Annotated in this window: 27 protein-coding genes and 1 tRNA gene; 12 read left to right on the forward strand and 16 right to left on the reverse strand. The window is 69.4% G+C overall.

Annotated elements, in window-relative coordinates:
• Positions 1 to 5: 5 nt before the first annotated feature.
• Entirely contained in the window at positions 6 to 842 is an 837-nt protein-coding gene (locus QQX02_RS06295) for a rhomboid family intramembrane serine protease (protein ID WP_301141944.1), read from the forward strand.
• A gap of 162 nt (positions 843 to 1,004) precedes the next feature.
• Here the strand turns inward: QQX02_RS06295 and QQX02_RS06300 are convergent, their stop codons facing one another.
• On the reverse strand, positions 1,005 to 1,253 hold the full coding sequence (locus QQX02_RS06300; protein ID WP_301141945.1) for a cell division protein CrgA: 249 nt from the start codon (positions 1,251 to 1,253) through the stop codon (positions 1,005 to 1,007).
• A gap of 116 nt (positions 1,254 to 1,369) precedes the next feature.
• Between QQX02_RS06300 and QQX02_RS06305 the strand changes: the two genes are divergently transcribed.
• Genes QQX02_RS06305 through QQX02_RS06315 form a run of 3 tightly spaced genes read left to right on the forward strand, consistent with a single transcriptional unit; the run spans position 1,370 to position 2,936 of the window.
• Complete coding sequence (locus QQX02_RS06305; RefSeq protein WP_301141947.1) at positions 1,370 to 2,152, forward strand: class E sortase; 783 nt, start codon at positions 1,370 to 1,372, stop codon at positions 2,150 to 2,152.
• A complete protein-coding gene (locus QQX02_RS06310; RefSeq protein ID WP_301143768.1) occupies positions 2,149 to 2,313 on the forward strand; it encodes a hypothetical protein in 165 nt (54 codons plus the stop codon). The genes QQX02_RS06305 and QQX02_RS06310 overlap by 4 nt, the downstream gene beginning before the upstream one ends.
• On the forward strand, positions 2,310 to 2,936 hold the full coding sequence (locus tag QQX02_RS06315) for an aminodeoxychorismate/anthranilate synthase component II (protein ID WP_301141949.1): 627 nt from the start codon (positions 2,310 to 2,312) through the stop codon (positions 2,934 to 2,936). Before QQX02_RS06310 ends, QQX02_RS06315 begins: the two co-directional genes overlap by 4 nt.
• Before the next feature lie 118 nt (positions 2,937 to 3,054).
• Here the strand turns inward: QQX02_RS06315 and QQX02_RS06320 are convergent, their stop codons facing one another.
• From QQX02_RS06320 to QQX02_RS06380, 13 genes are all read right to left on the reverse strand, one after another.
• The gene (locus QQX02_RS06320; RefSeq protein WP_367304229.1) at positions 3,055 to 3,933 is read right to left on the reverse strand and encodes a prenyltransferase; all 879 of its coding nucleotides are present in this window, start codon (positions 3,931 to 3,933) and stop codon (positions 3,055 to 3,057) included.
• Positions 3,930 to 4,271 (reverse strand): lycopene cyclase domain-containing protein, encoded by a 342-nt coding sequence (locus QQX02_RS06325; RefSeq protein ID WP_301141951.1) that lies wholly within the window; start codon positions 4,269 to 4,271, stop codon positions 3,930 to 3,932. The genes QQX02_RS06320 and QQX02_RS06325 overlap by 4 nt, the downstream gene beginning before the upstream one ends.
• Positions 4,268 to 4,609, reverse strand: coding sequence for a lycopene cyclase domain-containing protein (locus QQX02_RS06330; protein ID WP_301141953.1), 342 nt, complete (start codon positions 4,607 to 4,609; stop codon positions 4,268 to 4,270). Before QQX02_RS06330 ends, QQX02_RS06325 begins: the two co-directional genes overlap by 4 nt.
• A complete protein-coding gene (crtI, locus tag QQX02_RS06335) occupies positions 4,606 to 6,255 on the reverse strand; it encodes a phytoene desaturase family protein (RefSeq protein WP_301141954.1) in 1,650 nt (549 codons plus the stop codon). Before crtI ends, QQX02_RS06330 begins: the two co-directional genes overlap by 4 nt.
• A 13-nt stretch (positions 6,256 to 6,268) precedes the next feature.
• A complete protein-coding gene (locus tag QQX02_RS06340) occupies positions 6,269 to 7,132 on the reverse strand; it encodes a phytoene/squalene synthase family protein (protein WP_301141955.1) in 864 nt (287 codons plus the stop codon).
• Between the two features lie 41 nt (positions 7,133 to 7,173).
• The gene (locus QQX02_RS06345) at positions 7,174 to 8,247 is read right to left on the reverse strand and encodes a polyprenyl synthetase family protein (RefSeq protein ID WP_301141956.1); all 1,074 of its coding nucleotides are present in this window, start codon (positions 8,245 to 8,247) and stop codon (positions 7,174 to 7,176) included.
• A 159-nt stretch (positions 8,248 to 8,406) separates the two neighbouring features.
• Positions 8,407 to 10,512: a Stk1 family PASTA domain-containing Ser/Thr kinase gene (pknB, locus tag QQX02_RS06350; protein WP_301141957.1), complete on the reverse strand. Its 2,106-nt coding sequence runs from the start codon at positions 10,510 to 10,512 to the stop codon at positions 8,407 to 8,409.
• A gap of 52 nt (positions 10,513 to 10,564) precedes the next feature.
• On the reverse strand, positions 10,565 to 11,590 hold the full coding sequence (locus QQX02_RS06355; RefSeq protein WP_301141958.1) for a serine/threonine-protein kinase: 1,026 nt from the start codon (positions 11,588 to 11,590) through the stop codon (positions 10,565 to 10,567).
• A complete protein-coding gene (locus QQX02_RS06360) occupies positions 11,587 to 13,056 on the reverse strand; it encodes a peptidoglycan D,D-transpeptidase FtsI family protein (RefSeq protein ID WP_301141960.1) in 1,470 nt (489 codons plus the stop codon). The genes QQX02_RS06355 and QQX02_RS06360 overlap by 4 nt, the downstream gene beginning before the upstream one ends.
• On the reverse strand, positions 13,053 to 14,402 hold the full coding sequence (locus tag QQX02_RS06365; RefSeq protein ID WP_301141961.1) for an FtsW/RodA/SpoVE family cell cycle protein: 1,350 nt from the start codon (positions 14,400 to 14,402) through the stop codon (positions 13,053 to 13,055). Before QQX02_RS06365 ends, QQX02_RS06360 begins: the two co-directional genes overlap by 4 nt.
• The gene (locus QQX02_RS06370; RefSeq protein ID WP_301141962.1) at positions 14,403 to 15,758 is read right to left on the reverse strand and encodes a PP2C family protein-serine/threonine phosphatase; all 1,356 of its coding nucleotides are present in this window, start codon (positions 15,756 to 15,758) and stop codon (positions 14,403 to 14,405) included.
• Between the two features lies 1 nt (position 15,759).
• Entirely contained in the window at positions 15,760 to 16,281 is a 522-nt protein-coding gene (locus QQX02_RS06375; protein WP_301141963.1) for an FHA domain-containing protein FhaB/FipA, read from the reverse strand.
• A 4-nt stretch (positions 16,282 to 16,285) separates the two neighbouring features.
• Positions 16,286 to 16,993, reverse strand: a complete 708-nt coding sequence (locus QQX02_RS06380; protein WP_301141964.1) for an FHA domain-containing protein — start codon at positions 16,991 to 16,993, stop codon at positions 16,286 to 16,288.
• A 48-nt stretch (positions 16,994 to 17,041) separates the two neighbouring features.
• On the opposite strand from QQX02_RS06380, the gene QQX02_RS06385 reads away from it, so the two are divergent.
• Both QQX02_RS06385 and QQX02_RS06390 read left to right on the forward strand, forming a co-directional pair.
• A tRNA-Leu gene (locus QQX02_RS06385) sits at positions 17,042 to 17,127 on the forward strand.
• Positions 17,128 to 17,479: 352 nt separating this feature from the next.
• Positions 17,480 to 18,037 carry a hypothetical protein gene (locus QQX02_RS06390; RefSeq protein WP_301141966.1) on the forward strand — a complete coding sequence of 186 codons (558 nt, stop codon included), beginning with the start codon at positions 17,480 to 17,482 and terminating at the stop codon, positions 18,035 to 18,037.
• Positions 18,038 to 18,318: 281 nt separating this feature from the next.
• Here the strand turns inward: QQX02_RS06390 and QQX02_RS06395 are convergent, their stop codons facing one another.
• A complete protein-coding gene (locus QQX02_RS06395) occupies positions 18,319 to 18,477 on the reverse strand; it encodes a hypothetical protein (protein WP_301141968.1) in 159 nt (52 codons plus the stop codon).
• A 21-nt stretch (positions 18,478 to 18,498) separates the two neighbouring features.
• On the opposite strand from QQX02_RS06395, the gene QQX02_RS06400 reads away from it, so the two are divergent.
• Entirely contained in the window at positions 18,499 to 18,810 is a 312-nt protein-coding gene (locus tag QQX02_RS06400) for a hypothetical protein (RefSeq protein ID WP_301141970.1), read from the forward strand.
• A gap of 79 nt (positions 18,811 to 18,889) precedes the next feature.
• On the opposite strand, the gene QQX02_RS06405 is transcribed toward QQX02_RS06400, so the two are convergent.
• Positions 18,890 to 19,954, reverse strand: coding sequence for a LacI family DNA-binding transcriptional regulator (locus tag QQX02_RS06405; RefSeq protein WP_301141972.1), 1,065 nt, complete (start codon positions 19,952 to 19,954; stop codon positions 18,890 to 18,892).
• 172 nt (positions 19,955 to 20,126) lie between these two features.
• On the opposite strand from QQX02_RS06405, the gene QQX02_RS06410 reads away from it, so the two are divergent.
• From QQX02_RS06410 to gtfA, 5 genes are read left to right on the forward strand one after another with little or no spacing between them, the layout of a single operon-like run.
• Complete coding sequence (locus QQX02_RS06410; protein WP_301141973.1) at positions 20,127 to 21,518, forward strand: ABC transporter substrate-binding protein; 1,392 nt, start codon at positions 20,127 to 20,129, stop codon at positions 21,516 to 21,518.
• A gap of 8 nt (positions 21,519 to 21,526) precedes the next feature.
• A complete protein-coding gene (locus QQX02_RS06415) occupies positions 21,527 to 22,501 on the forward strand; it encodes a carbohydrate ABC transporter permease (protein ID WP_301141974.1) in 975 nt (324 codons plus the stop codon).
• Entirely contained in the window at positions 22,498 to 23,322 is an 825-nt protein-coding gene (locus QQX02_RS06420; protein WP_301141975.1) for a carbohydrate ABC transporter permease, read from the forward strand. The genes QQX02_RS06415 and QQX02_RS06420 overlap by 4 nt, the downstream gene beginning before the upstream one ends.
• Positions 23,319 to 24,287 carry an alpha/beta hydrolase gene (locus QQX02_RS06425; RefSeq protein WP_301141976.1) on the forward strand — a complete coding sequence of 323 codons (969 nt, stop codon included), beginning with the start codon at positions 23,319 to 23,321 and terminating at the stop codon, positions 24,285 to 24,287. The genes QQX02_RS06420 and QQX02_RS06425 overlap by 4 nt, the downstream gene beginning before the upstream one ends.
• A 14-nt stretch (positions 24,288 to 24,301) precedes the next feature.
• Positions 24,302 to 25,792: a sucrose phosphorylase gene (gene gtfA / locus QQX02_RS06430; protein WP_301141977.1), complete on the forward strand. Its 1,491-nt coding sequence runs from the start codon at positions 24,302 to 24,304 to the stop codon at positions 25,790 to 25,792.
• Positions 25,793 to 25,804: the final 12 nt, after the last annotated feature.

The following is a 25,804-nucleotide window of genomic DNA, read 5'->3' on the forward strand; positions in this document are numbered from 1 at the left end:
CACGCGTGACCCAGCCGCCTGACGCATCGGCCCCACCCACCTGCCCCCGGCACCCGGACCGCGTCGCGTACGTGCGCTGCCAGCGCTGCGAGCGGCCGGCGTGCCCGGAATGCCAGCGGCCGGCGGCGGTCGGGGTGCTGTGCGTGGACTGCCTCGCTCAGGCGAAGGCTCAGGCACGGCCGATGCGCTCGCGGCTGGGATTCACGGCGGCCTCGGGGCCGCCTCTGGTCACCTATGTGCTGGTCGGCCTGAACGTCGCGGTGTTCCTGCTCGCGCCGATGCTCATCGGCGATGGCTGGGAGGGCTACCTGGGCCTCTGGCCCGGAGCGAGCCCGGAGCTGATCGCTCAGTACGTCAACGTGGGCGACGAGTGGTACCGGTGGGTCACCGCTGGTTTCGTCCAGTTCGGCTTCTTCCACATCGCGATGAACATGGTCGCGCTCTGGCAGCTCGGCAACGCTCTCGAACCGGCGATGGGGCGCGTGCGCTTCGCCGCCCTGTACTTCGGCTCGCTCCTCGGTTCGTCGGCGGGCGTCATGCTGCTGGCCAGCGAGGGCGTCCACGGCGGCGCCTCCGGAGCGATATTCGGGCTGCTCGCCGCCTACGGCATCGTGCTCAAGCGCCTGCGGCTGCCGTATCAGTCGGTGCTCGTGATCGCCGCGATCTTCATCGGCGGCCCGCTGGTGTCCGAGTTCATCCCGGCGCTGTCGTTCTTCGCCGGTCTCTCATGGCAGGGTCACCTCGGCGGAGCGGTGGTCGGCGCGATCATCATGCTTGCGATGTTCCGCGGCGTCGACAGCCGTGAGCGCGCCGCGCGTGCCGGCGCCCTGCCCGGCAACTGAGCGTCCGCCTGCCGCTGCCACTGCCCCGCGCATCGGCCGGGCTCAGGCATCCCCCGTTCCACCCCCAGATGTGAATAACACCGGTGTAGTTGTCCCCAGGGTTGTCCACAGCGGGGGAAAACTACACCGGTGTCACTTCACCGCGGCGGAGTGGTCGACGCGCTACTTCCAGCGCGTGAGCAGCAGCATCGCCGCTGCCATGAACGCGAAGCCCACCAGCAGGTTCCAGTCCCCGATGTCGAGCGGATACTGGGCGCGCGAGATGTAATAAGTGATGATCCACGCCGGGCCGATGATCAGCAGCGTCACCGCCGTCGGCAGCAGCCACCTGGGGTTGTCGGTGTCGTCCGGCTTCCCCAGGTTGCGGGGGGCCTTGTAGACGTTCTTGTCGCGCTTCTTCGAGACGGCCACGGTGGTACTCCGATGCAGGGTTCGGCCCGCAGCGTGCGGGCGTGAATGGGAACCAGCGTACCCAGGCCAGGGCCCGACGTCAGCACTCCCACGCGCTCGCGTACGCTTGTCGCATCATGACGACCGACACTGAGGCCCGCGATCGGGCGGATGCGCCCGCCCCCGCGCGGAGCGAGCGGCGCCGCCTGAGCGCGGTGGGCATCTTGGGCGAGCTGTTCATCGCGGCGGGCCTGCTCATTGCACTGTTCGTCGTGTGGCAGCTGTTCTACACCGACGTGCAGGGCGAGCGCGTGCAGCGCGAGGCCGTCGAGGAGACCGAGTGGGTGCAGCCGGCCATCGTCGCCGCCGACACGGTGCAGACCATCCCGGACGAGCTGAAGATGCGTGACACGGACCCGCCCGAGATGACGTATCCGGGATACGCCGACGAGTTCGCGGCGCTCATGGTGCCGCGCTGGGGCGAGGACTACACGAAGTTGATCTACGAGGGCGTGACGCGGGCCGACGTGCTCGACCCCCTCGGCATCGGCCACTACCCCGACACCGCTCTTCCCGGCGAGACCGGCAACTTCGCGATCTCCGCGCACCGCACCACGTATGGCAAGCCGTTCGTGGACATCGATCAGCTCGCGGCCGGCGACGCCCTGATCGTGCAGACGGAGGAGGCGTGGTTCGTGTACACGGTCGAGTCCTGGGACATCGTGACGCCGCAGGACGTCCAGGTGATCGCACCGATGCCGGGCGAGCCCGGCGTCGAGCCCGACGACCGCTACATCACGCTGACCACCTGCCACCCGAAGTTCTCCGCCGCCGAGCGGTGGGTCGTGCACGGTCGCCTGGACTACTGGGCCCCGACCGGGAACGGCGTTCCCGAAGAGCTGCTGGAGGTCGCGCCATGATCTCGACCATGATCTGGAACGCGCTGCCGGGGCCGGTGGTGGTGCGCGTGCTGCTGCTCCTGCTCGTGCTCGCCGCTGTGGTGTTCGTGCTGTTCGAGTACGTGTTCCCGTGGGCGTCCGAGTACTTTGCGATCCAAGAGACCACCGTGGAGGACCCATGACCCGCATCCTTGTGATCGACAACTACGACTCGTTCGTCTACACGATCGTCGGCTATCTGCGCCAGATGGGTGCGGAGACCGTGGTGGTGCGCAATGACGCCCTGGCCGATGCCGACGCGATCGCGGACTACGACGGCGTGCTGGTGTCCCCCGGCCCGGGCACCCCTGCCGAGGCCGGCGCCTCGAACGAGGTCATCCGCGAGTGCGCCCGCACGGGCACCCCGATGCTGGGCATCTGCCTGGGTCACCAAGCGCTCGCCGAGGTCTACGGCGGGGTGGTCTCTCACGCCCCCGAGCTGATGCACGGCAAGACCTCCGCTGTGAGGCACGAGGGCGGATCGGTGCTGGGCGGTCTCGCCTCGCCGTTCACCGCCACGCGCTATCACTCGCTCGCAGTCGAGACCGACACGGTCTCGGACGAGCTCGTCGTCACTGCCCACACGGACAACGGCATCATCATGGGCCTGCAGCACCGCGAGCTGCCGCTGCACGGCGTGCAGTTCCACCCCGAGTCGGTGCTCACCGAGGGCGGCCACCGCCTGCTGGCGAACTGGCTCGAGGTGTGCGGAATGCCCGATGCGGAGGGCCGTTCCGCCGGCCTGTCGCCCCTGGTCCGTCAGTAGCTCCCGGGCTCGCCGGCTCGCCACGGAACGTTTGCTCGTCAATCAGTGACGAAGCCACCGTTGCAGGTTCGCCACTGATGGAGGCCCGTCGGGTCCGTGCGGACCACCGTCGGAGGCTCTAGAGCCAGCCGTTCCACGAGACGATCAGCAGCATCGTCACGAGGAACCCCACCGGCTGGTTGAGCCACAGGAACGTGCGCCATCCGCGGTTCGCCTGTTCGCACGTGGCGTCGGTGACGGTCCAGAACCGGGCGGTCGACGCCGCATACGCGAGCGGCAGCACGGCGGCCAGGATGCCGGGCCATGGCATCGCGAGCAGCAGCGCCGATGCGGCGACGTACAGCACCGTGGCCAGGCGGGCCGTGGCGCGCGCGCCGAGCACGGTGGCGATCGAGCCGATGCCGCCCTCGCGGTCCGCGCGGACGTCCTGGACTGCGCCGAACGCGTGGCTTGCCATTCCCCACGCGATGAACGCCGCCCACACCGGCCAGATGCCGGCGTCCGCGAGCGAGACGTCGGCGAGCACCAGCGCGTACAGCAGCGGGCCCACGAAGTGGAGCGACGACGTCAGGGAGTCGAGGAACGGGCGTTCCTTGAAGCGCAGGCCGGGCGCCGAGTAGGCGACGACACCGAACAGCACGAGCGCCAGCGTGATCGCCGCCGCGAGGTCGCCCTGCAGCGCCAGCCAGATCGCGGGCGGGACCGTGGTGAGGGCGCTCGCCCACAGGATGCCCCGGTGAATGCGGGCCGCGGCCGCCCGGTCACGGATCACGTCGCCCTCGACGCCGCCCTTGCGCGGGTTCGCGAGGTCGGACTCGTAGTCGAAGACGTCGTTGACGCCGTACATGAGGAGGTTGTACGGGACCAGGAAGAACAGGGTGCCGACGACGAGCACCGCGTCGATCTCGCGCACGGTCATCAGGTAGGCCGCGGCGAACGGGAACGCGGTGTTCACCCAGCTGATGGGGCGCGAGGCCCTGACGATCGCGGCGATCACGGCTGCGGCTCCCGGTCACTCTCGTCCGAGGCGGCGGCGCCAGCGTGCCCGTCGCGCCGCCGTCCGAACAGGATCCACAGCGCGGGCACCAGCATGACGGCGCCGATCGCGTACGCGAGGTCCTCGACGGGAGCGATGGGCATCAGCACGCCGCTGATGAGCGACTCGTCGTAGGCCACGAGCCCCACGCCGACGATGATGTTGTCGAACACCACCGTGAGCACGAGCAGCACCAGCGCGGTCAGCAGGAGAGGCCGGCGATCGACGCGCTTGAGGACGGGCAGGGTCGCGGCCGCGATGATGGCGAGGGCGACCACGGAGAGCACCACGTAGGTCACGACGTTTCGCCTCCCTGGAGAGCTCGGGCATGCCGCGCACGCGAGAACGCGCGCCACAGCAGCAGCGTCTGGTAGGTCAGCAGCGTGAGGAACGCGACCTCTTCGATGGGCACCTCAGGCGCGACCAGGACGCCGGTCATGTACGGCGCATCGCCCCGGAAGAAGATCCCGAGGCCCACTCCGACGAGGTCCCAGATGAGGAACACCACGACGGCCGATGCGAGCGTCGCCAGGGTGCGGCGCGTCTCCACGAACAGGGCGAGGCGGTAGCGCCAGTCCAGCGTTCCGAGGCCCAGCAGGCTCACGGTGAGCGCACCCAGGTAGAGCCAGGAGGTCACGACCCCGCCTGCTGCGGCGATGCGGGACGCGGCGCGGCGGAGGACCCGAGCGCGCGCGCCAGGTCGCCGAGGGCGCCGCGCCTGCGGGATCGGGCCAGGTAGCCGGCCGGAAGTGGCGTGTTCAACGGGTGCGCCGAGGTCTCCCCGAGCAGTCGCTTGGCGACGAGCTCCGCCGAGATGAGGCAGATCGGCACCCCGATGCCGGGTGCGGTCGATGCGCCGGCGTAGAGCAGGTGGGACACCTTGCTGGAGATGTTGCGCGGGCGGAACATGGCGGACTGGAGCAGCGTGTGCTCCAGCCCGAGCGCGCCGCCCTTGAAGGCGGACAGCGACTCGGCGAAGTCCGAGGGCGTCAGGATCGCCTTGATCGAGGTGCGGGCGCGCAAGTCCGGCACCCCGGCCCACGCCCCCACCTGGTCGAGGTAGCGGGCCGCGTGCTGCTCCATGGCCTCCCGCGACTCGGGGGTGGCGCCGAGCGCCGGCTCGGCGGGGAAGGGCACGAGCATCACGAGGTTCTCGTGCCCGGCCGGCGCCGTGGAGGGGTCGGTGGCCGTGGTGCGGGACACGTAGACAGACGCGGGATGGGGCACCTCGCCGCGCTCCATGATCGCCTCGAAGTTGGCATCCCAGTCCTGGGTGAAGAACAGCGAGTGGTGCTTCAGCTCCGGAAGCTCGCCTTCGACGCCGGCCATCACGAGCAGCGCGCTCACGCCCGGCCTCACCTTGCGCCACGACTTCTCGGGACGGGCGCGGTGCTGCTCCTCGAGGAGCTCCGTCTCGGTGTGGTGCATGTCTGCTGACGAGACCACCGCATCGGCCCGCAGCGTCTCGCCGTCGGCGAGAGTGACGCCCACGGCCCGGCCGTCCTCGACCACGATGCGACGGACGTCGGCTCCGGTGCGGATGGTCACGCCTTCCGCCAGCGCGACCCGTTCGAGGGCCTCCATGACCGCGTAGAGACCACCGCGCGGGTAGCGGACGCCGTCGCGCAGGTCGAGATGGCTCATGAGCGAGAACAGCGACGGCACGCGATCCGGGGAGGACCCGAGGAACACGGCGTGGAACCCGAGCAGCTGGCGGAGGCGGGGATCCTTCACTCGTCCTGCGATCCGAGAACCGAGAGACCTAGTGAGCAGCGGGAGGAGCGACCCCAGACGTGGCAGCAGGGAGCGATCGGCGACCGACAGCGGACGCTCGAAGGTCGTGTAGAGGAACCTGTCCAGAGCGAGCCGGTACAGGTCCGTGGCCTCGTCCACATAGTCCGCGATGGCCTGGCCGTCGCCGGGAGACATCTCGTCGAACCGCGAGCGGTTGGTCTCGGACGATGCCGTGACCTCGAGCACGTCCGCCAGCGCGGCGCTGTCGCGCTCGAAGAACACCTGATAGCGCGGGTCGAGGTCGATGAGGTCGAGCTCGTCCTCGACGCGACGGCCCAGCAGCGCGAAGAAGTGCTCGAAGGCCTCCGGCATCAGATACCAGGACGGCCCGGTGTCGAACGTGAAGCCGTCGACCTCGAGCCTGCCCGCGCGGCCGCCCACGCGATCGTGTCTTTCCACCAGGGTGACGTCAGCTCCGCCGCGCGCGAGGAGTGCGGCGCTCGCGAGCCCGCTCACCCCGCCGCCGATGACCACTACGTGACCGCTCATGAGTTGTCGCCTTTCACGCCGATGCCTGCAGAGTGTCACGCCGGGGGGCGGTCCACGGACACGAGTTCCGCAGCGCCAGATACAGCTTGGTGCCGTTGGCCACGCGGACGCGCGCACCGGCGAGGGACTGAGCCGGGGTGGACTCGATCTCGTCGAGCAGCCGCGCGTAGATGTCGATCGTGGTGCGGACGGCGGCGGCGGAGCGCCGGGGCAGGCCGGTGAGGCACGCCTCGGCAGCCGCCACGTCCGCCCGGCAGTCCGCGACCAGTGCCGCGACGCCGGCGTCCGTGAGGGTGGACGACGTGAGGCCCGGGAAGTACGAGCGACCCAGGCGATCCTCGTCCGCACCCAGATCGCGCAGGAAGTTCACCTTCTGATACGCGGCGCCCAGCCGGCGCGCGCCCGTGCGCATGTCCGCGTCGAGGGGCCGCGGGCCGGAGCCGGAGTTCGCGAAGACCGCGAGGCACATCTCGCCCACCACCTCGGCCGAGCCGAAGATGTACGTCGCGAAGGACTCCTCGTCGTGCACCGCGCGGTCGAGGTCCATCCGCATGGACGCGAAGAACGGGTCGGTCTGCTCGCGGGTGATGCCGACGGCGGACGCGGTCGCGCCGAACGCGTGCGCCACGAGGTTGGTCGAGTATCCGGAGGTCATGGCGCGCCACACCTCGGCCTCGAAGCCGTCGAGCAGCTCGCCGGCGTCGGCGCCCTGGTAGGTGTCGACGATCTCGTCCGCCACCCTCACCATCGCGTAGACCGACTCGATGTGTCGCCGCTGGGTGGCGCTCAGCATGCGCGCGCCCATCCCGAACGACGTGGAGTACCGGGCGATCACCTGGGCGGCTGCGGCCTGGGCGGCCTCGTCGTACAGCGCCATCGATGTCTCGTTGCTCAGGTGCACTCGGCGGCGCGCAGAGGTCACGACGAGCGCCCGTCGAGCGTGTCGACCAGGTCGACGAGATACCCGCTCAGCGGAGCCGGCACTCGCTCGCGGGCGATGCGCGCGGCGTCCCGTGCATAGCGGCGCGAGAGGGCCGTGGTGCGCCCGCGCGCGCCGGTCTCGACCATGATCTCGCGAAGGCGGTCCGCGTCGGCATCGGTGAGCTCCGGGTCTCCGACGTGGCGCTCCAGCACGGCGAGCTGGTCGGGCGAGGCTGCGACGAAGGCCTGACGCACCAGTTCGGTGCGCTTGCCCGCGCGCAGGTCGGAGAGGTTCGACTTGCCCGTCTGTCCCGGGTCGCCGAAGACGCCCAGGTCGTCGTCGGCCAGCTGGAAGCTCAGGCCCAGTCCGGTGCCGATCCGTTCGAGGTGGGACACCATCGTGGGATCCGCGCCTGCGAGCTGGGCGCCGGCGAGCAGGGGCACCACGAACGAGTAGGTCGCGGTCTTGAGTTCGGCCACGCGCAGCGCGTCGGCCTCCGCCACGGGCGTGAGGTCGCCGTACATGTCGAGCAGCTCGCCTGCGATGGTGGCGCGCACCGCCCGGGTGATGAGGTCGAGGCACGCGATCCGATGGTGCGCGGGCAGGTTGGTGCGCGACACCAGGTCGTAGGCGCTCGAGAGCGCCAGGTCTCCGCCCAGCAGCGCTGCCGAGAGCACGTGGTCCTCGACCTGATCGGCGGGGAGGTCACGGTCCGCGAGGTCCGCCCGACGGCACCCGGCCACGTTGGGGCGGCCACGCCGCACCTCGTCGTGGTCGAGGATGTCGTCGTGCACGAGCATCGCGGTGTGCAGCATCTCCATCGCGGCGGCGACGGGCACCACTGCCTCGGCATCGTCGCCGCCCAGGCCCGCGTAGGCGGCGAGGGTCAGCGACGGGCGGAGGTTCTTGCCGCCGGAGAACTGCTCTCCGATGGACCGCCACAGTCGTGCGTAGTCGGGCCCAGCGACAGGGAGCTCGGCGGCCGCGACGGTGACGTGCGCGTCGAGGGTCTCGTGGACGCGGGGAAGTCGCGCATCCACGAAGGAGCGCAGGCCGTCTGTGGTCAGCACCGGTGACATGATGACCCGGTCAACGTCGGGTAAAGCCTGTGACATTCCCGGAGAATCGAGGCAGTTTCGCGCGCGACATCACTGATGCCGCCGTGACCGCCCGAGCCGCGCACGCGCGCATCGGCCGTCGTCATGGCACGCTGCCGATGCGCCACATGACTAGCCACCCTCCGTGATGTCCACGTCCGGCTCGACGGGCTCCTCCGGCTCGGGTCCCCTGGACAGCACCAGCCGCACCTCGGTGCCCGGGGCGACCTGGGTGCCGCCGTTCGGGTTCTGCGAGATGACTGAGCCTTCGGGAATGTCGTTCGAGTACTGCTCGTCGTCGTACCCGAAGGTCAGGTCCTGCGTGCCGAGCTCGCGCTCCGCATCGGCCTGCGACCGTCCGGTGACGTCAGGAACGGCGACGGTCGACGGCTCGACGGCGACCTCGAGGTTGACCGTCGAACGCTGGGGAACGCGGCCCTCTCCGGGGCTCTGCGAGACCACGGTGCCCGGGGCGACGGACTCGTCCACGACGTCAGTGGTGTCGGGGATCAGGCCCAGTTCGTTGAGCTGCGCACGGGCGGCATCCTCATCGGACCCCACGAGGTCGGGGAGCTCCACCATGCCGCTCGACAGGAACAGCTCGACGGCGGATCCGCCTGGGACCTCGGTGCCTTCGGCAGGCTCGGTGCGGGTGACGCGCCCCTCCTCGAAGTCGGGGTCGTCGTCGTCGGGATCTCCGATGGTGACCTCGAGACCGAGGTCTTCCAGCTGCCGCCGCGCATCGTCCTCCCGCAGCCCGCGCACGCTCGGGATCTCTACAGCATCGGGACCCGCAGAGACCAGGACGGAGACAGACGTGCCCTCCTCCACCTCATCCTCGGCGGCGGGGTCGGTGCTGATGACCAGTCCCTCCTCGACGTCGTCTGACGGCTCGGTGGTGGTCTCGCCCACGAGGCCCACGTCGTCGAGTGCCGTGAGCGCCTCGGCCTCGGTCATCCCCACGACGTCGGGGACGGCCACCATGACGATCTCGGGCTCGTCGTCGCGGTTGAACAGCAGGATGAGCAGGATGATGGCGATCAGCGCTGCGACGCCGAGCGAGACCCACAGGATGATCTTTCGACGGCGCGCGTCGTCCTCGTCGTCGAGCTCGTGCTCGTCGCTGACGGCGACGGTCGCGGACTGCGGCGGCGGGACCGACCCCGCGCCTCCCACGGAGGCCCATGCCGGCGCCGCTTCGGCGGGCATCACCTGGGTCGCTCCCGTATCCGGGCCAGCCTGCTGGGCGGGCATCGCCTGCGTGGGCTGGTCCTCGATCTGCTCGGGCGTCATGCCGGCAGCGGCAGCCGCGACGCCTGCGGCTCCGGCGCCGAAGGCGGCGGACCCCACGGCGATCGCGCCCGTCGACGGGCTGACCTGGCCGCCGCCCATGACGGCGCGCAGGTCGCCCAGGAACTCCTGAGCGGTGGCGTAGCGGTGATCACGGTTCTTGGCGAGGGCCCGCAGCACCACCTGGTCGAGGGCGGGAGGAACGTCGGAGGCGAAGTCGGAGGGCTTGGGGGCCTCCTCGCGCACATGCTGGTAGGCGACGGACACCGGGGAGTCGCCGATGAACGGGGGGCGACCCGTGAGCAGCTCGAACAGCAGGCAGCCGGCGGAGTAGAGGTCGGAGCGGGCATCGACGGTCTCGCCTCGCGCCTGCTCGGGAGACAGGTACTGCGCCGTTCCCACGACCGCCTGAGTCTGCGTCATCGTGTTGCCCGCATCGGCGAGGGCGCGCGCGATGCCGAAGTCCATGACCTTGACCGCGCCGGTGGGGGTGAGCATCACGTTCGCGGGCTTGATGTCGCGGTGCACCAGCCCGGCGTGGTGCGCGTAGTCGAGAGCGGTGAGCACGCCCGAGGCGATCTCGACCGCCTCGTCGATGGGTGCCGCCACGTCGCCCTTGAGGATGTCGCGGACCGTGTGGCCCTCGACGTACTCCATGACGATGAACGGCACGGCCTGCGGGTTGCCGGTGGCGCCGGGAATGTGGTCCTCGCCCGTGTCGTACACGGCGACGATCGACGGGTGGTTGAGGCCCGCCGCCGACTGTGCCTCGCGGCGAAACCGGGTCTGGAATGACGGGTCGCGCGCCAGGTCGGCGCGCAGGATCTTGATGGCGACCGTCCGGCCCAGGCGGGTGTCGTAGCCGATGTGAACCTCGGCCATGCCGCCCCGGCCGATGAGGTCGCCGACCTCGTATCGTCCCGCAAGCATGTTCGCGTCGTCGTTCATCAGTCGTTCAGTCTCCTACGTTCCGCAGCGCTGTCGGGTGTCATTGTCGCACTCATCCCTTCGATTCCCGCGTGGGCCGCGCGTCGGGGCGGGGTCGATACTCGGTGGGCGCGATGCTCGGCGGCATCGTCCGGGTGGTGCGGCCGCGCGTGCGCGTCCCGCCCGTGCCCGGCGATCGGGGTGAAGAGGCGCTCTCGTGCCGCACCGCTGGTGCGGCCGCCTGGCCGCCGTCGGCGCCCGCACCGCGCGTGGACTCGCCGCCGCGCAGGCGAGCGGAGAGAAGCCGCTCGGCCAGCGCATCGGGCGTGCGAGGGCGCTTGCGCGGGTTCTTCTCGAGCACGTCGTGAATGATGTGCGCGAGGTCCTCGGAGACGCTCGCGGGCAGAGCCGGAACCGGCTCGTTCACGTGGGCGATTGCGATGTCCACCGCCGAGGCGGCGGTGAACGGGCGCTTGCCGACCACGGCCTCGAACGCGATGATGCCCAGCGCGTAGACGTCCGATGCGGGGGTGGCGGGCTTGCCGAGCGCGAGCTCGGGGGCGAGGTACTGGGCGGTGCCCATCACCATGCCGGTCTGCGTGAGGGTGGTCTGGTCCATGCTGCGCGAGACCCCGAAGTCGGTGATCTTGACGGCGTCGCCCTCGGACACCAGCAGGTTGCCGGGCTTGACGTCGCGATGCATGACGCCGGCGTCGTGCGCGACCTGGAGGCCGCGGCAGGTCTCGATCAGGATGTGCGCGAGCCGCGGCTCGTCGAGGGTGATCTCCCGCTCGAGGATCGACGACAGCGGCTCGCCCTCGACGAGCTCCATCACTAGGTAGGCGGTGCCCTCCTGGTCGCCGTAGTCGAGGACCTGGGCGATGTTGGGGTGAGTGAGCCCGGCGGCGTTGCGCGCCTCGTTGGTGAACCTCTTGAGGAAGGTCTCGTTCGCGGCGGCGGAGTCCTTGAGCACCTTGACGGCGACGGGTCGCTCCAGTTCGGTGTCGGCGGCGCGCCAGACCTCTCCCATGCCGCCCACGGCCAGCAGCGACCGCAGCACGTAGCGACCGCCGAGCGTGGTGCCTGCGTGAATGCTCACAGGTCCCCCTCTGCGTCGAGCTGAATCGCCTTCTCCATGATCGAGCGCGCGATCGGGGCCGCGACCGATCCGCCGGTGGCGCCGGAACCCGTCTCGCCGCCCTCCTCGACGATGACCGCGATGGCGATCACCGGATCGTCGGCAGGCGCGAAGGACACGAACCATGCGTGGGGAGGCGTGTCCTGGCCGGTCTGTGCGGTGCCGGTCTTGCCCGCGACCTCGACGCCGTCGATGCGCGCCGCGCGGCCGGTGCCGTCAGCCACCGCGCCCACCATCATCTGCGTGAGGTCGGAGGCGTCCTCCGGGCTCATGGACTGGCGGTACTCCTCGGGCTCGGTCTGCGACACCACCGTGAGATCCGAGGCGCGTACGGTGTCGACGAGGTAGGGCTTCATGAGCACACCGTCGTTGGCGATCGCGGAGGCGACCATCGCCATCTGGAGCGGCGTGGCCCGCACGTCGAACTGGCCGAGCGCGCTCATCGCGGTCTCGGACTCGTTGGGCGACTCGGGCAGGCCCGATGCGGTGACCGGCAGCGGCATCTCGAGCGGCTCGTCCCACCCGAAGTCGCGCGCCTTGCGCTCGAGCACGCCCCATCCGAGCGACATCCCGAGGTCGGCGAACGCCGTGTTGCAGCTGATGCGCAGCGCGTCCGCGAGCGGCAGGTACTCGTCGCCGGCGCACTCGGCATCGCCGAAGTTGCTGATGGTCCGGCTCGTGCCGGGAAGGTCCAGCTGCTGGGGCCCGTAGAGCTCGGTGTCCGGCGTGTATCCGCCCTCGAGCGCCGCGGCCGCCACCAGCAGCTTGAACGTGGACCCCGGCGGGTAGGTGTCGCCCGCGATCGCGCGGTTGATGAGCGGTCCGTCCTCCTGCGCCAGCAGCTCGGCATAGTTTGCGTTGACGGTGGCGGTGTCGTGGCTCGCCAGCAGCTCAGGATCGTAGGTGGGGCTCGTCACCATCGCGAGCACCTCGCCCGTCGCAGGGTCGAGCGCGACCACCGCTCCGCGCTGGTCGCCCAGCTGCTCTGCCGCGACCGCCTGGAGCTCGCCGGAGAGCGTGGTCTCGACTGAGGCGCCCTGCTGCTGCTCGCCCGCGAACAGGTTGCCCAGCCGCGTCCAGAACAGCGCGTCGGCGGATCCGTTGAGCAGCGCGTTCTCCGTCTGCTCCAGCCCGCTGCGGCCGTACACGATCGAGTAGAAGCCCGTCGCGGCCGCGTAGAGCGAACCCTGGGTGTAGCTGCGCTGGTAGTTGAAGGGGTCGTCGACGGGCTCCGACCACACCACGGCCTCGCCGTCCACGACGATGGGGCCGCGGAAGTTGCCGTATTCGCGGTACAGCGTGCGCACGTTGCGCGGATCCTGGTTGAGGTCTTCCGCGCCGATCACCTGGATGTAGGACGCGGCGCCCATGAGGGCGAGGAACAGGACGAGGACGACGACGGACAGGCGCCGGGCTGGCTCGTTCATTCGGCCACCTCCGCTGTCGTGCGACGTGCCTGGTCGGAGATGCGCAGCAGCAGGCCCACGATGATCCAGTTCGCCAGCATTGACGATCCCCCGTAGGCGAGCCAGGGCGTGGTGAGGCCGGTGAGCGGGATCACCCTCGTCACGCCGCCCACCACGATGAACACCTGCAGGGCGAGCGCGAAGCCGAGGCCGCCCGCGACGAGCTTGCCGAACCCGTCGCGGACCCCGATCGAGGTGCGGAACGCGCGCTGCACGAGGATGAGGTAGAGCGCGAGGATCGCCATGAGGCCGGTGAGCCCCATCTCCTCGCCGATCGACGCGATGATGAAGTCGGACTCCGCGTACGGCACCAGGTCGGGACGGCCCTCACCCAAGCCAGTGCCGAACAGGCCCCCGGAGGCCATGCCGAAGAGGCCGCGCACCAGCTGTTCGGAGGTGCCCGACGAGTAGAGGTCGGGGTCGAGTGCGTTGAGCCACGCGTCGTAGCGCGCGCGCACGTGGGGGAAGATCGTGCCCGCGAGCACCGCGCCGATGCCGAACATCGCCACACCGGTGACGACCCAGCTGATGCGCTGCGTCGCCACGTAGAGCATCCCCAGGAAGATGCCGAAGAACAGCAGCGAGGCACCGAGGTCGCGCTGGTAGACCATGAGCAGCAGCGCGGCCGCCCAGACCAGCAGCAGCGGCCCCATGTCGCGGGGGCGCGGGAACCGCAGTCCCAGGAACTTGGGTCCCGCGAGCGCGAGGGTGTCGCGATTCGTCACGAGGTAGCCCGCGAAGAAGATGACCATGGCGATCTTGGCGAACTCGCCGGGCTGCAGCGACCGGCCGAACAGATCGATCCAGATGCGCGCGCCGTTGATGGTCACGCCCAGCCCGGGCACGAGCGGCAGCAGATACAGCACCAGTCCGACGACGCCCGCGGTGTAGGTGAAGCGGCGCAGCAGGCGATGGTCGCGGATCAGGAAGATGACCGCCATCGCCAGCAGCACTCCGGCCACGGTCCAGCCGATCTGCGCGTCTCCGAACGCGGTGTCGCGGCCCCGATACTGCGCGTAGCCGAAGTCGACGCGCCGGATCATCGCCAGGCCGACGCCGTTGATGGCGAGCACGGCAGGCAGCAGCACGGGGTCGGCGGACGGGGCGTAGCGCCTCAGCAGCAGGTGGCACCCGAGCATGAGCGCCGCCGCCACGCCCGCGTAGATGCCGAGAGTCCGCAGCTCGAGGAAGTCGGCGTGGTAGTCGACGAGCGCGCGGGCGAGCACGATGATCGACCACGACACGCCCAGCAGCGCGAGCTCGGCGCGCCGCCCGGTGCGGACCTGCAGCTCGGAGACGGTCGCCACTCAGACCCCGCTCTCCGGCGAGTCGGCCTCGCTGTCAAGGGCCGATGCGGCGGAGGCGTCCGCGCTCGCGGCAGGGCTGGGGGACACGGTGGCGGTGGGGCCGGGAGAGGGTTCGGCGGAGATGCTCGGCGATGGCAGGGGCTCGGGCGTCGGCAGGTTCGCCTCGAGCGCCTGCACGATCGCCCTGGCGCCCTCGAGACTGCCGGCCCTGATCGTGTCGTCGATGCGCTGCTGCTGGTACGGAGCGAGGTCCTCGAGCGGGATGCCGGTGGTCTCGACGAGGGTCTGAAGGGCGACGACCGGGAGCTCCTGGGGGATGCCGCGGTAGATCGCCACCGCATCGTCCGATGCGCCCACGTAGTACTGAGTCTGGGTCCACGCGTAGGCGCCCCATGCGCCGCCGATCACCACGAGCAGCGCCGCGAGCGGCAGCAGCCAGGGACGGGCGCGGGACCAGAGGCGGGCGCTTCGGGAAGGCTCCTCGTCGTCGTCGACCTCGTCAGGGGTCGACAGCCGCGCCGCCTTGCCTGCGGCGGAGCGTCCCGCGGCGGAGGGGCGATGACGATCGCGGGCCGCGGAGCCGACGATCTGCGAGGCGGTGGGCGGGCCCACGCCATCGGGGGACGCATCGATGTCGACCACGTCGGCGACGATGCAGGTGACGTTGTCGGGGGCGCCGGCGGAGAGCGCGAGAGACACCAGCGCGTCGGCACAGTCTGCGGGGTCGGCGACCTCGACGAGCGTCTTGTGGAGGGTGTCGCGGCTCACCACGCCGGACAGCCCGTCAGAGCACAGCAGCCAGCGGTCGCCCGTGCGGGTCTCTCGCACCGAGATGTCCACGGGGACGTCGGCATCCACGTCTCCGAGCACGCGCAGCAGCATCGAGCGCTTGGGGTGGTGCTCGGCGTCCGCCGCGCTGAGGCGCCCGGTGTCGACCAGGTGCTGGACGAAGCTGTGGTCGGTGGTGACCTGATCGAGAGAGTCGTTCCTGAGCAGATACGCGCGCGAGTCGCCGATGTGCGCCATGCAGAGGGTCGAGCCCGCGCGCAGCAGCGCCGTCACGGTGGTGCCCAGCCCTGACAGCTCGGGGTCGTTGCGTGCGCGGTCCACGATCTCGGCGTGGGCGTCGGCGATCGCCGACTTCAGCTCGTCGAGAGCGTCGTCGGGCCCGTGGGACTCGCCGTCGAGGCCCGCGAGGCGGCCGACCGCGATGGATGACGCGATGTCTCCTCCGGCCGCTCCGCCCATGCCGTCCGCGACGACCAGCAGGTGCGGTCCCGCATACGCCGAGTCCTGATTGTTGGACCTGATGAGGCCCACGTCAGAGCGCGCGGCGAAGTGGAGACCGAGGAACACGTCAGCTCCTCAGCTCGAGCGTGGTGCCGCCGAGCCGCAGCTTGTCGCCCCGCTTGAACGGCATCGGGTCGTCCACGCGCTGGTTGTCGAGGAACGTCCCGTTGGTGGAGCCGAGGTCCTCGACGAGCCACCCGCCGGCATCGGGGAACACGCGGCAGTGGCGCGCCGAGCAGTAGTCGTCGTCGATGACGAGGGTGCAGGTGGGCGAGCGGCCGATGAGGATCGGGGCGGAGCCGAGCGGAATCGTGGTGCCCTTGAGCGTTCCCGCCGTGACGGCCAGGTGCGCGAGAGTCTCGTCCCTCGTGGAGATCGACCCCGTGCGCACACCCGTGTTCGACCTGGCGGGCGCTGCGACCTTGTCCGCCCGCGCATCGTCCCTCCGCCGTGCAGCCCTGCCGCGGCCGCGTGACGTGACGCGCGTGCCGTAGAGGTCCGCGCGCAGGACGCCGATCGCGGCGAGCACCAGTGCCCACAGAAGGATGAGGAAGCCGAAGCGCAGCAGCGTGATCGAGAGTTCACTCATACAGTTACACGTCCTCGTCGACGGGGAGGCCGTCCCAGTACATGATCGTGGTGCGGCCCACGGTCACGGCGTTCCCGTCGACGAGCGTGACCTCATTCACGCGCTGGCCCTCCACGAGGGTGCCGTTGGTGGATCCCAGGTCGGTGAGGATGGTGCCCTGGTCGGTGACCTCGAAGCGGCAGTGCTGGCGCGACACCCCCGTGTCGTCGACCACGATGTCGGATTCCGAGCCACGCCCCACCACCGTCATCTCGCCGGTGAGGTGGTATCGCTCGCCATCGATGTCCAGCAGCGGGTGCCGCGAGTGGTGGTCGCGGGCCGTTGCCGGAGCGACCGGGCCGCGCGTGGTGCGGCTCGTGACCGCCAGCCGCCCGGTCGACAGCGACTCATCGCGCTCGAAGTCCACGCTGACCGCGCCCACGAAACTGTAGCGCTGCCGTTCCGCGTGGTCGCGCAGCGTGTCCTCGAGCTCGTGAGAGAGCGCATCGGCGCCCCAGGCCTCGATGGTGTCGTGATCCGTGGCGCTGAGGGCGATCGTGTACTCGTTGGGAGCGACGGTGCGATTGCGGTCGACCGCGGCAGCGCGCGCGTCGCACTGGCGCCGCACGGCGCTCGCCAGCTCCACCGGCTTCACGCCGGACTTGAAGGTCTTCGCGAACGCGCCGTGGACGGCGTTCTCGACGCCCTTCTCGAAGCGATCCAGGACTCCCATACATCGAATCGTATAGGTCGCTCGGCTCATGCTAAAGTTGCTCGTCGCGCGCGAGTGGCGGAACGGCAGACGCGCTGGCTTCAGGTGCCAGTGTCCGAAAGGGCGTGGGGGTTCAAATCCCCCCTCGCGCACCATCACAAAGGTCTCTTCACCGGTTGATCCGGAGAAGAGGCCTTTGTTGTGTCGCCCGGGCGTGTCACGGGTCACGATGGAGCACTGAGTCGCGGTCTCGCAGCTGCACGAGGTGCCTTCTCGTCGTTTGATGTCCGAAGGCCCCGCTCAGGCGCGGTCAGACGATGGCTCCTCACGGAGAGTCGGCGCATGGAGGGATGGTCGCCTTGGACACGGTTGCTTGAGCATGGGACTCGTGGTTCCGGGTCATGATCTCGGCACGGCGGCCTTCGACGGCATCATCCGTCGCCTTGACGACGTGTACCGAGATTGGCGGCCCTGGGGGTGAGAATCGCTTCGTCAGGCAGAAGAGTGATGTTCGTGTACTTGCCCAGGGCTGGCGTCGACAAGTGGGGCGCGCTGCGGAGGCTCGTCGCGGTGCTCACTGTGGGACTTGCCACCATTCTCGGAGGGTTCGTGGGCTTCATCGATCCAGCGATCGGCCGCCCAACGCCCTGGACTCAGACGGTGCTCCCAGTGCTTGCGATTCTTGTTCTTGCGCTACTCCTTGTTGTCGTCGCGGTGAGGCTCCGCTCGCTGCGCTTGATGCCGCTTCTCATCCTCACGATCGACGCCCAAGGCGAGAGCGTTCTCCGCACAAGCCTGATCAGCAAGGTCGTGGCGCTCACGCCAGCACGGCGTGGTCGGCTGAAGGTCGTGCTGCGCGAACTCGTGCTACCGCACCGGACGTTGCGAGGGTCCGTCAGGGACGTCTACCACTTCCAGCTCACCCTCGATAATGGCGAGGGAAGCCCGCTGACCATCGCCATCGCAAACTACACGCGCGAGTACGACTGGAACGCCTGGCTCGAGCGAGTGTTCGAGAGGATCGGGGTTCCGGCGGATATCGAGGTTGTGCGCGCTCCGAGCTGACGAGGCATCCCAGGCTCATGGGCCAGCGGAGCGCCTGTGCCGGAGTGCCGTTGGGCTGGATATCGCGACCCCGCAGCGCGATTCCGCGCGCGTGGGCAACGGTCTGGGTGCGCATTGACATATGCGGCGTCGTCTGGCTGGGAGTCGACCCTGAGAACGATAAGCGGCCCCATACGCTGTAACCCCATGGAACGAGTAGCTGGTTTCGCAGATGGAAGGTATACGTCGTGCAGCTAATGAGGGTTGCGATTGTGGTGGTGGTCCTTCTTGCTGCGTCACTGTCATCGGCTGGCTGCGAACCGGAGCGTGGCGATGGGGCGGTCGTGGTCGACATCCGCGGCGATCAGTCGGCAATGGTCGCTGTACCCGTGTGCGCCGGAGATCGCCTGAGAGTTGCCGGCGTGAGTCAGGGTGGCAGTACTAGCAGTGTTCTGCTCCATGGGGAGGATGAGCCGCTGGACATGGCGCGGAGCCACCTGTTCGACGTCTCCAGTGAGGCCGTCGAGCAAGGCCGCCTCACAAGTGACCTGCCGGTGGTGAATGCCCGCCCCTTCTCTTCGGGGACAGGGGACCTCGACAGTTGGGGGCTCTGGATCGCGAGGACGAACGAGTGGTCGCTCGCCTTCGAATGGTCCGACGTCGTTCTCGAGGGTCCGGGCGTGTACCTGGTGGAGAGCGACGGCTCAGCACGGGTGGTGGTGTCGCCTGTGGAGGACTCGGGTGTGAGCATCGCGGAGCGAGCGCTGTCATGGTGCTCCGAAGTCCCGGAGTAGTGCCCGATAGTGATCCGTCCCGGGTTTGGGTCCTCGGTGGCGGTGAGTGCTGACGCCCTCGATGGCTGCCGTGGTGGCGTCAGCTGTTGAGATGGCGCACGGAGTCACGATCGCGCTTGGGCATCGGGATCAGGTGGACCCCGGAGCCAGGCGCCGGCTGGTCGGTGCCGCGGCGGTCGTGCTCGATGACATCGACCACCAGATCCGCCGCCTTCTTGCCCATCGCGCGATGCGGAAGGGCGAACGTGGTGAGGCCCGGGTGCAGCCATGCGGCGATTGACGCGTCGTCGAAGGACACCACGGAGACGTCGCCCGGAATCGACAGGCCGCGCTCCTGCACCGCCTGGTACGCGCCCATCGCGAGACGGTCGTTGAAGCACAGCAGCGCGCCCGGCACGCCCTTCTCCAGCAGCGCACTGGCGGCGCGGTAGCCCTCAGGCGGCAGCCACTGGTTGATGTCGCGGCCCGATGCGGGGGCGAGGCCGTTCTCCCCCAGCACTTCGAGGATGCCCGCCAGGCGCTGGCGGGCCGCGCTCGAGATCGTGCGCACATCGTCCGGGCCGGGGCCGGCGCCGATGAGGTGGATGTCCCGGTGGCCCGCTTCGACCAGGGTCGTGGCGGCGTCGCGCCCTGCCTGGTGCTCTGCGGGGAGGACGACCGGCAGGGCAGGGTCTCCCTCGGTGGCGATGTTGAGGAGCACCGCAGGGGTGCGGGTGAGCTCGGCGGGCAGGTCGCGGCCGTGGGTCAGCATCGACGCGAGGATCACGCCGTCGACCTGGCGATCGAACATCGCATCGAGCAGCTGGCGCTCGAGAGTGGTGTTGCCGCCGGTCTCGCCGACGAAGACCATGAAGCCACGGTCGCGCGCCGCCTCGATGGCGCCCTTGATCATCTCGCCGGCGAGGCGGGAGGAGGCCACGGAGTCGGAAATGAACCCCAGCGTGCTCGTATGGCCCTTGCGCAAGCCCACCGACACGGCGTTGGGCCGGTAGCCCAGCCGTTGCGCGGCATCGCGCACGCGCTGCTGCGAGCTGGTGGAGATCCGGACCGCGGCGCCCCGTCCGGAGAGCACGAGCGAGGCGGTCGAGACGGCGACGCCGGCTTCGGCGGCGACGTCGGCCAGTGTCACCCGCTTGTTGGCCACGCCACTCTCCTCCCCTCCGCTGCCGTAGCGGTGTTCGCCGGGACTATAACGATTGAGCCACCTTAGGGCATCCGAGTTGACAGTCTGCCTGATCGTGAGCGATTCTAACGCTTGCTAGTTCGGTTTAGCACGAGCGCCCAAGACTTGGGCAGGAGAGGAATGGGAGACAACGATGTCCCAGACACCAACACCCCGCACCACCACGAGGCGGCGCACGGTGCGCTCCGCCGCACTGGGCGCGATCGGGCTTCTCGCCCTCGCCGCCTGCTCCCCCCCGGGAGGCGATGAAGAGCCAGAGGAGACCTCCGCTCCCACCACATCCGCCACGACCTCCGCCAGCGGCGAGATCAGCTGCGGAACTGAGGACGTGACGGTCGAGGCCTACGTCGAGACCGGCTTCCCGGTGTTCGCGGAGCTCGCCGCCGAGTTCGAGAACCAGCACCCGAACGTGACGTTCAACATCCGTGAGGACCAGTTCGCGGTCATCACGCAGAACGCGCCCCGCATCCTGGCGGACTCCGAGACAGACATCATGCGGCTGCCGCAGATGTCGGAGCTCGCGTCCGACGGACTGCTGCTCGACCTCGACCAGTACGCCGAGGCGTTCGGGTGGGACCAGTGGCCGTCCTCTCAGCTCGAGCAGATGCGCGTCGATGACGAGGGGCGTCGCGGAAGCGGCCCGCTCTACGCGATGGGCCTCAACTACTCGATGACCGGCGTCTTCTACAACGTGGAGCTTGCCGAGCAGATCGGCATGACCGAGCCGCCCGCCACGCTCGACGAGTTCGACGCCTACCTGCAGGCCGCGGCCGATGAGGGCCTCACCCCCCTCAACCAGTTCAACGGTGGCGCCACCGGTGGTCTCGCGTTCCCGCTGCAGGCGCTGATGGCGTCCTACGGCGACCCCAGCGAGATCAACTCGTGGGTCTACCAGCAGGAGGGCGCGAACATCGACACCGAGTCGAACCTCGCGGCCGCGCAGCACCTCAACGGCTGGATCGAGTCGGGCTACTTCGCCGACGACATCAACGCGATCGACTACGCGCAGATGATGGCGCGCTTCATCGAGGGCGACAGCGTCTTCATCTTCACGGGTGACTGGGAGTCGGGCAACCTCGACACCCAGATGCCTGGCAACGCGGGCTTCTTCCTGATGCCCCCGCTGGAAGAGGGCGGCCAGCTCGGCGCCATGTCCGCGCCGCTCACGTACGGAGTCTCGGCGAACGCCGCGAACCCCGACTGCGCCGCGACGTTCCTTGACTGGGTCGCCACCGACGAGACTGCTCGCACCATCGCGGTCGAGATCGGCGGCTCTCACCCGATGGGACCGGCCGACGCGTTCATGCCTGAGCTCGACGAGTCCTCCGTGACCGCACAGACTCTCGCGGCCGGCGCCACGGTGGCCGAGAACAACGGCACGATGGACTTCATCGCCAACGCGACGGGATCCATCTACGCACAGAGCTGGACGCCTCAGCTCCAGAACATGGTGGCCGGTGAGCAGACCCCTGAGGGACTGCTGGAACTGGTGCAGTCCGACTACCTCGAGCAGATTGGCGAGTGATCTGACCGATGTCTACGACCTGGAGCACCACGGATAAGGCCTCGAGCCACCCGTCCGCCCCAGGGCCGTCAGACGACCTCCGCCGCAAGCGCCGTGCCGACAAGGTGCGGCGCTTGCGGACGGGGCTGCCGGGGCTGCTGCTCGTAGCGCCGGCGCTCGCGTTCTACGGAGTGTTCGTGCTGCGGCCACTGGTGGCCACGGTGCAGTACTCCTTCTATGAGTGGAACGGCATCAGCACGGCCACCTGGGCCGGCGTCGACAACTACGTGCGACTGCTGACCGATCCCGACCTGCTCGGGCCGATCGTCAACGCGCTCCAGCTCATCATCTACTTCTCCTTCGTCCCCGTCGTGTTCGGCGTGATCGCCGCCGCGATCATCCGCAAGATGGGAGCGAGCCGCCTCGCGGGCATCTCCCGGACAGTGCTGTTCCTGCCCCAGGTGATCCCGCTCGTCGCCGCCGGCATCATGTGGACCTGGCTGCTCGCCACCGACGGCGCCGTGAACCAGTTCATGCGGGTCATCGGGCTCGACGGTCTCACCCGTGCCTGGCTCGGCGACTTCGACACCGCGCTTCCCGCCGTCGGTGTGATCGGCGCCTGGGTCAACGTGGGCCTGTGCATGCTGCTGATGCTGGCCGGCATGACCAAGGTCGACCCGTCTCTCTACGAGGCCGCGCGCCTCGACGGCGCCGGGCCCATCCGGGAGTTCGTGTCCGTGACCCTCCCGGCCGTGCGCCAGGAGCTGGGCGTCGCGATCATCATCACGGTGATCAGCGCGCTGCGAAGCTTCGACATCATCTTCATCTCGACTCAGGGCGGCCCCGGCAGCTCCACCATGGTGCCCGGTCTCGAGATCTACTACCTCGCGTTCTTCGAGCGGGAGATCGGCCAGGCGTCCGCCCTCGCCGTGGCGCTCACGGTGCTGGTGCTCATCGTGGTCCTCCCGCTCAACCGCCTGACCCGATCGGATAGCGACTCATGAACACCACCGCTCGCGAGCTCTGGACGGGGCGGATCCTCCTCATCGTCGTGATGGCGGTGACCATCGTGCCGTTCGTGAGCCTGTTCATCACGGCGCTGCACCCTCCCGGCACCTACCCGCCCGGGCTGGCGCTGCCCGAGGAGTTCCACTGGAACAACTTCCTGCTGGCCTTCGACGCCGCGAACATGGGCGCGCTGCTCCAGTCGAGCTTCATCATCGAGCTCGGCGTGGTGCCGATCGCGATCCTCATCGCGACCCTCGCGGGGTTCGCGCTCGGCCACCTGAACGTACCCTTCAAGCGGACGCTGTTCATCATCTTCGTGCTGGGCCTGACGCTGCCGTTCGAGGGCATCATCGTGCCGCTGTACTACCAGATGCGTGACTACGGGCTTCTGAACACCCAGCTCGCGATCATCCTGCCGCTGATCGGTCTGTTCATGCCGTTCGCGGTGATGTGGATGCGCGCGCACTTCGTGAACATGCCTCAGGAGCTCTCGGAGGCGGCGCGCATGGATGGTGCGAGCACATGGCAGCTGTTCTGGCGGGTGCACGTGCCCCTGTCACGGCCCGCGATCGCCTCGCTCGCGATCCTGCTGTTCCTGTGGACATGGAATCAGTTCCTGCTGGCGATCGTGCTCGTCGACGACCCGGAGAAGCGCACCATGGCCGGCGCGCTGGGTGCGTTCCAGGGCCAGTGGGGCACGGATATCCCGCTGCTGTGCGCTGGCTCGCTGCTGATCCTCACCCCCACGCTCATCGTGTTCCTCGTGTTCCAGCGCCAGTTCGTCGCCGCACTGCTCCAAGGCGCGGTGAAGGGATGAACGAGGAGCCTCCGCGCCCCCCGTTCGACCCCGAGGTGGCCAGAGCCCTGGCGCAGCAGCAGGACATCATCGTGACGACCATGAGTCACGACGACATCCCACGCGTGAGGGGTCTGGGCGCGGACGTCGCTCCCACGGGTCCGCTCACCCACGGCGGCTTCGACCGGGCCGACCTCACCGCTCCGGGACGGGGGGACATGCCTGACGTCCCGGTGGTGGTGCTCACCCCGCCAGGTCACGGAGCGCCGGCCCCGGTGCTCGTGTTCCTGCACGGCGGAGGCATGATCGCGGGCATTCCCGAGTCCGACCTCGATGCCATGGCCGACCTGGCGCACCACACCGGCTGCGCCGTGGTGTCGGTGGCGTACCGGCTCGCTCCCGAGCAGCCGTATCCCGCGGCAGCCGATGACGTGGTGACCGCTCTCGAGTGGCTCGCGTCAGGTGCGGCTCCTGCCGCGCTCGACCCGCGCCGCATCGTGCTCAGCGGGATCAGTGCGGGGGGCGGCCTCGCAGCCTCCGTGGCGCTGCGGTGCCGCGACACGGACGGGCCACGAATCAGCGGGCTGCTGCTGATGTGCCCGATGCTCGATCACCGCTCGAACTCGGCGTCCGCACTCCAGATGATCGGCGCCGGCTCGTGGGACGCGACCGCGAACGCGACGGCGTGGGAGGCCTATCTCGGAGGCGCGGTCCCCACGTCTCATGCCTCCGCGGCGCTGGCCGACGACCTGTCCGAGTTGCCCCCGGTGTTCATCGACGTAGGCTCAACGGAGACGTTCCGCGATGAGTGCGTCGACTTCGCGTCACGTCTGTGGCAGCACGGCGGCGATGCCGAGCTGCACGTGTGGCCGGGCGGCGCCCATGCGTTCGACATGCTCGCGCCGTGGACGCGGATGGCGCGCACTGCCCGGGACACACGTGAGGCCTGGCTCCGTCGCCTGCTGACCCGCCTGCCCGCCGCGTGACCCAAGGAGATCTCATGACCGACTCTCGTGCTGGGGGACCCCAGCTCATCACCTACATCGATCGACTGGCCGGCGATCTCGACGGGCTGCAGTCCGTGCTGCGGGGCCTGCTCGACGGCGTCTTCGACGGCGTTCACCTGCTGCCGTACTACACGCCCTTCGACGGCACGGACGCGGGCTTCGACCCCACCGATCACACCCAGGTGGATCCCCGGCTCGGTTCGTGGGAGGACGTGCGGGCGCTCAGCGGTGACCACACCGTGATGAGCGACGTGATCGTCAACCACGTGTCGTCGAGCTCCGCGATGTTCCAGGATGTCGTCGAGAACGGGGACCAGTCCCGATGGTCGCCGATGTTCCTCACCCTGTCCTCGTTGTTCCCCGACGGAGCCACGGAGGCAGACCTCGCCCGCATCTACCGGCCGCGACCGGGCATGCCGTTCACGACCATGACCCTCGGTGGCGAGCGCCGGCTGGTGTGGACCACCTTCACCCCCGACCAGGTGGACCTCGACCTGCGCAGCGACGTGGCATGGGAGTACCTCGAGAGCGTCATCGAGGCGCTCACCTCCGCCGGCGTCACCATGCTGCGCCTCGACGCCGTGGGCTACACCGGCAAGGAGGCGGGCACCTCCTGCTTCATGACGGAGCCCGCCGCGCGCTACACGCAGCGCATTCTCGAACTCGCTCACGAGCGCGGGGCCTCCGTGCTGCTGGAGATCCACGGTCACTACCTGCAGCAGGTGGAGATCGCCCGGAGCGTGGACTACGTCTACGACTTCGCGCTGCCGCCGCTCGTGCTGCACGCGCTCCACGCGCGTGATCTCCGCCCGCTCGAGACCTGGTTCGGCGTGCGCCCCGCCAACGCCGTCACCGTGCTGGACACCCACGACGGCATCGGCATCGTCGATGTGGGCGCGAACGACCTGCGCCCCGGCGACCCCGGCCTGCTGAACCCCGCGCAGATCGATGCCCTCGTCGAGTCGATTCACGACGCGAGCGGCGGCACCAGCCGGGCGGCGACGGGAGCGGCCGCCTCCAACCTCGACCTCTACCAGGTCAACTGCACGTTCTACGACGCCCTGGGACAGAACGACGCGCGCTATCTGCTCGCACGGCTCATCCAGATCATGACGCCGGGGATCCCGCAGGTGTACTACGTGGGCCTGCTGGCGGGCGTCAACGACATGGCGCTGCTCGAGGCGTCGGGCGTGGGCCGCGACGTCAACCGTCACCACTACTCCGCGGAAGAGATCGCCGCTGCCGTCTACAGGCCCGTGGTGGCCGCGCAGCTGGAAGCCCTGCGGCTGCGCCGCGAGCACGGTGCCTTCGACGGAGAGTTCACCTCGGAGTTCACCGACACGACGCTGTCGATGCGGTGGAACCAGGGCGACCAGGAGGTGGTGCTGCAGGCGGATGTCGCCGATGGCACGTTCTCTCTGCTCGCGAGCGGCCGCGACGACGAGGTGGTGTGCGACCACACCAGTGTGATCGCCTCGCGCTAGCGCCGTCTGACG

Source organism: Demequina muriae (assembly GCF_030418295.1).
Lineage (GTDB): Bacteria > Actinomycetota > Actinomycetes > Actinomycetales > Demequinaceae > Demequina > Demequina muriae.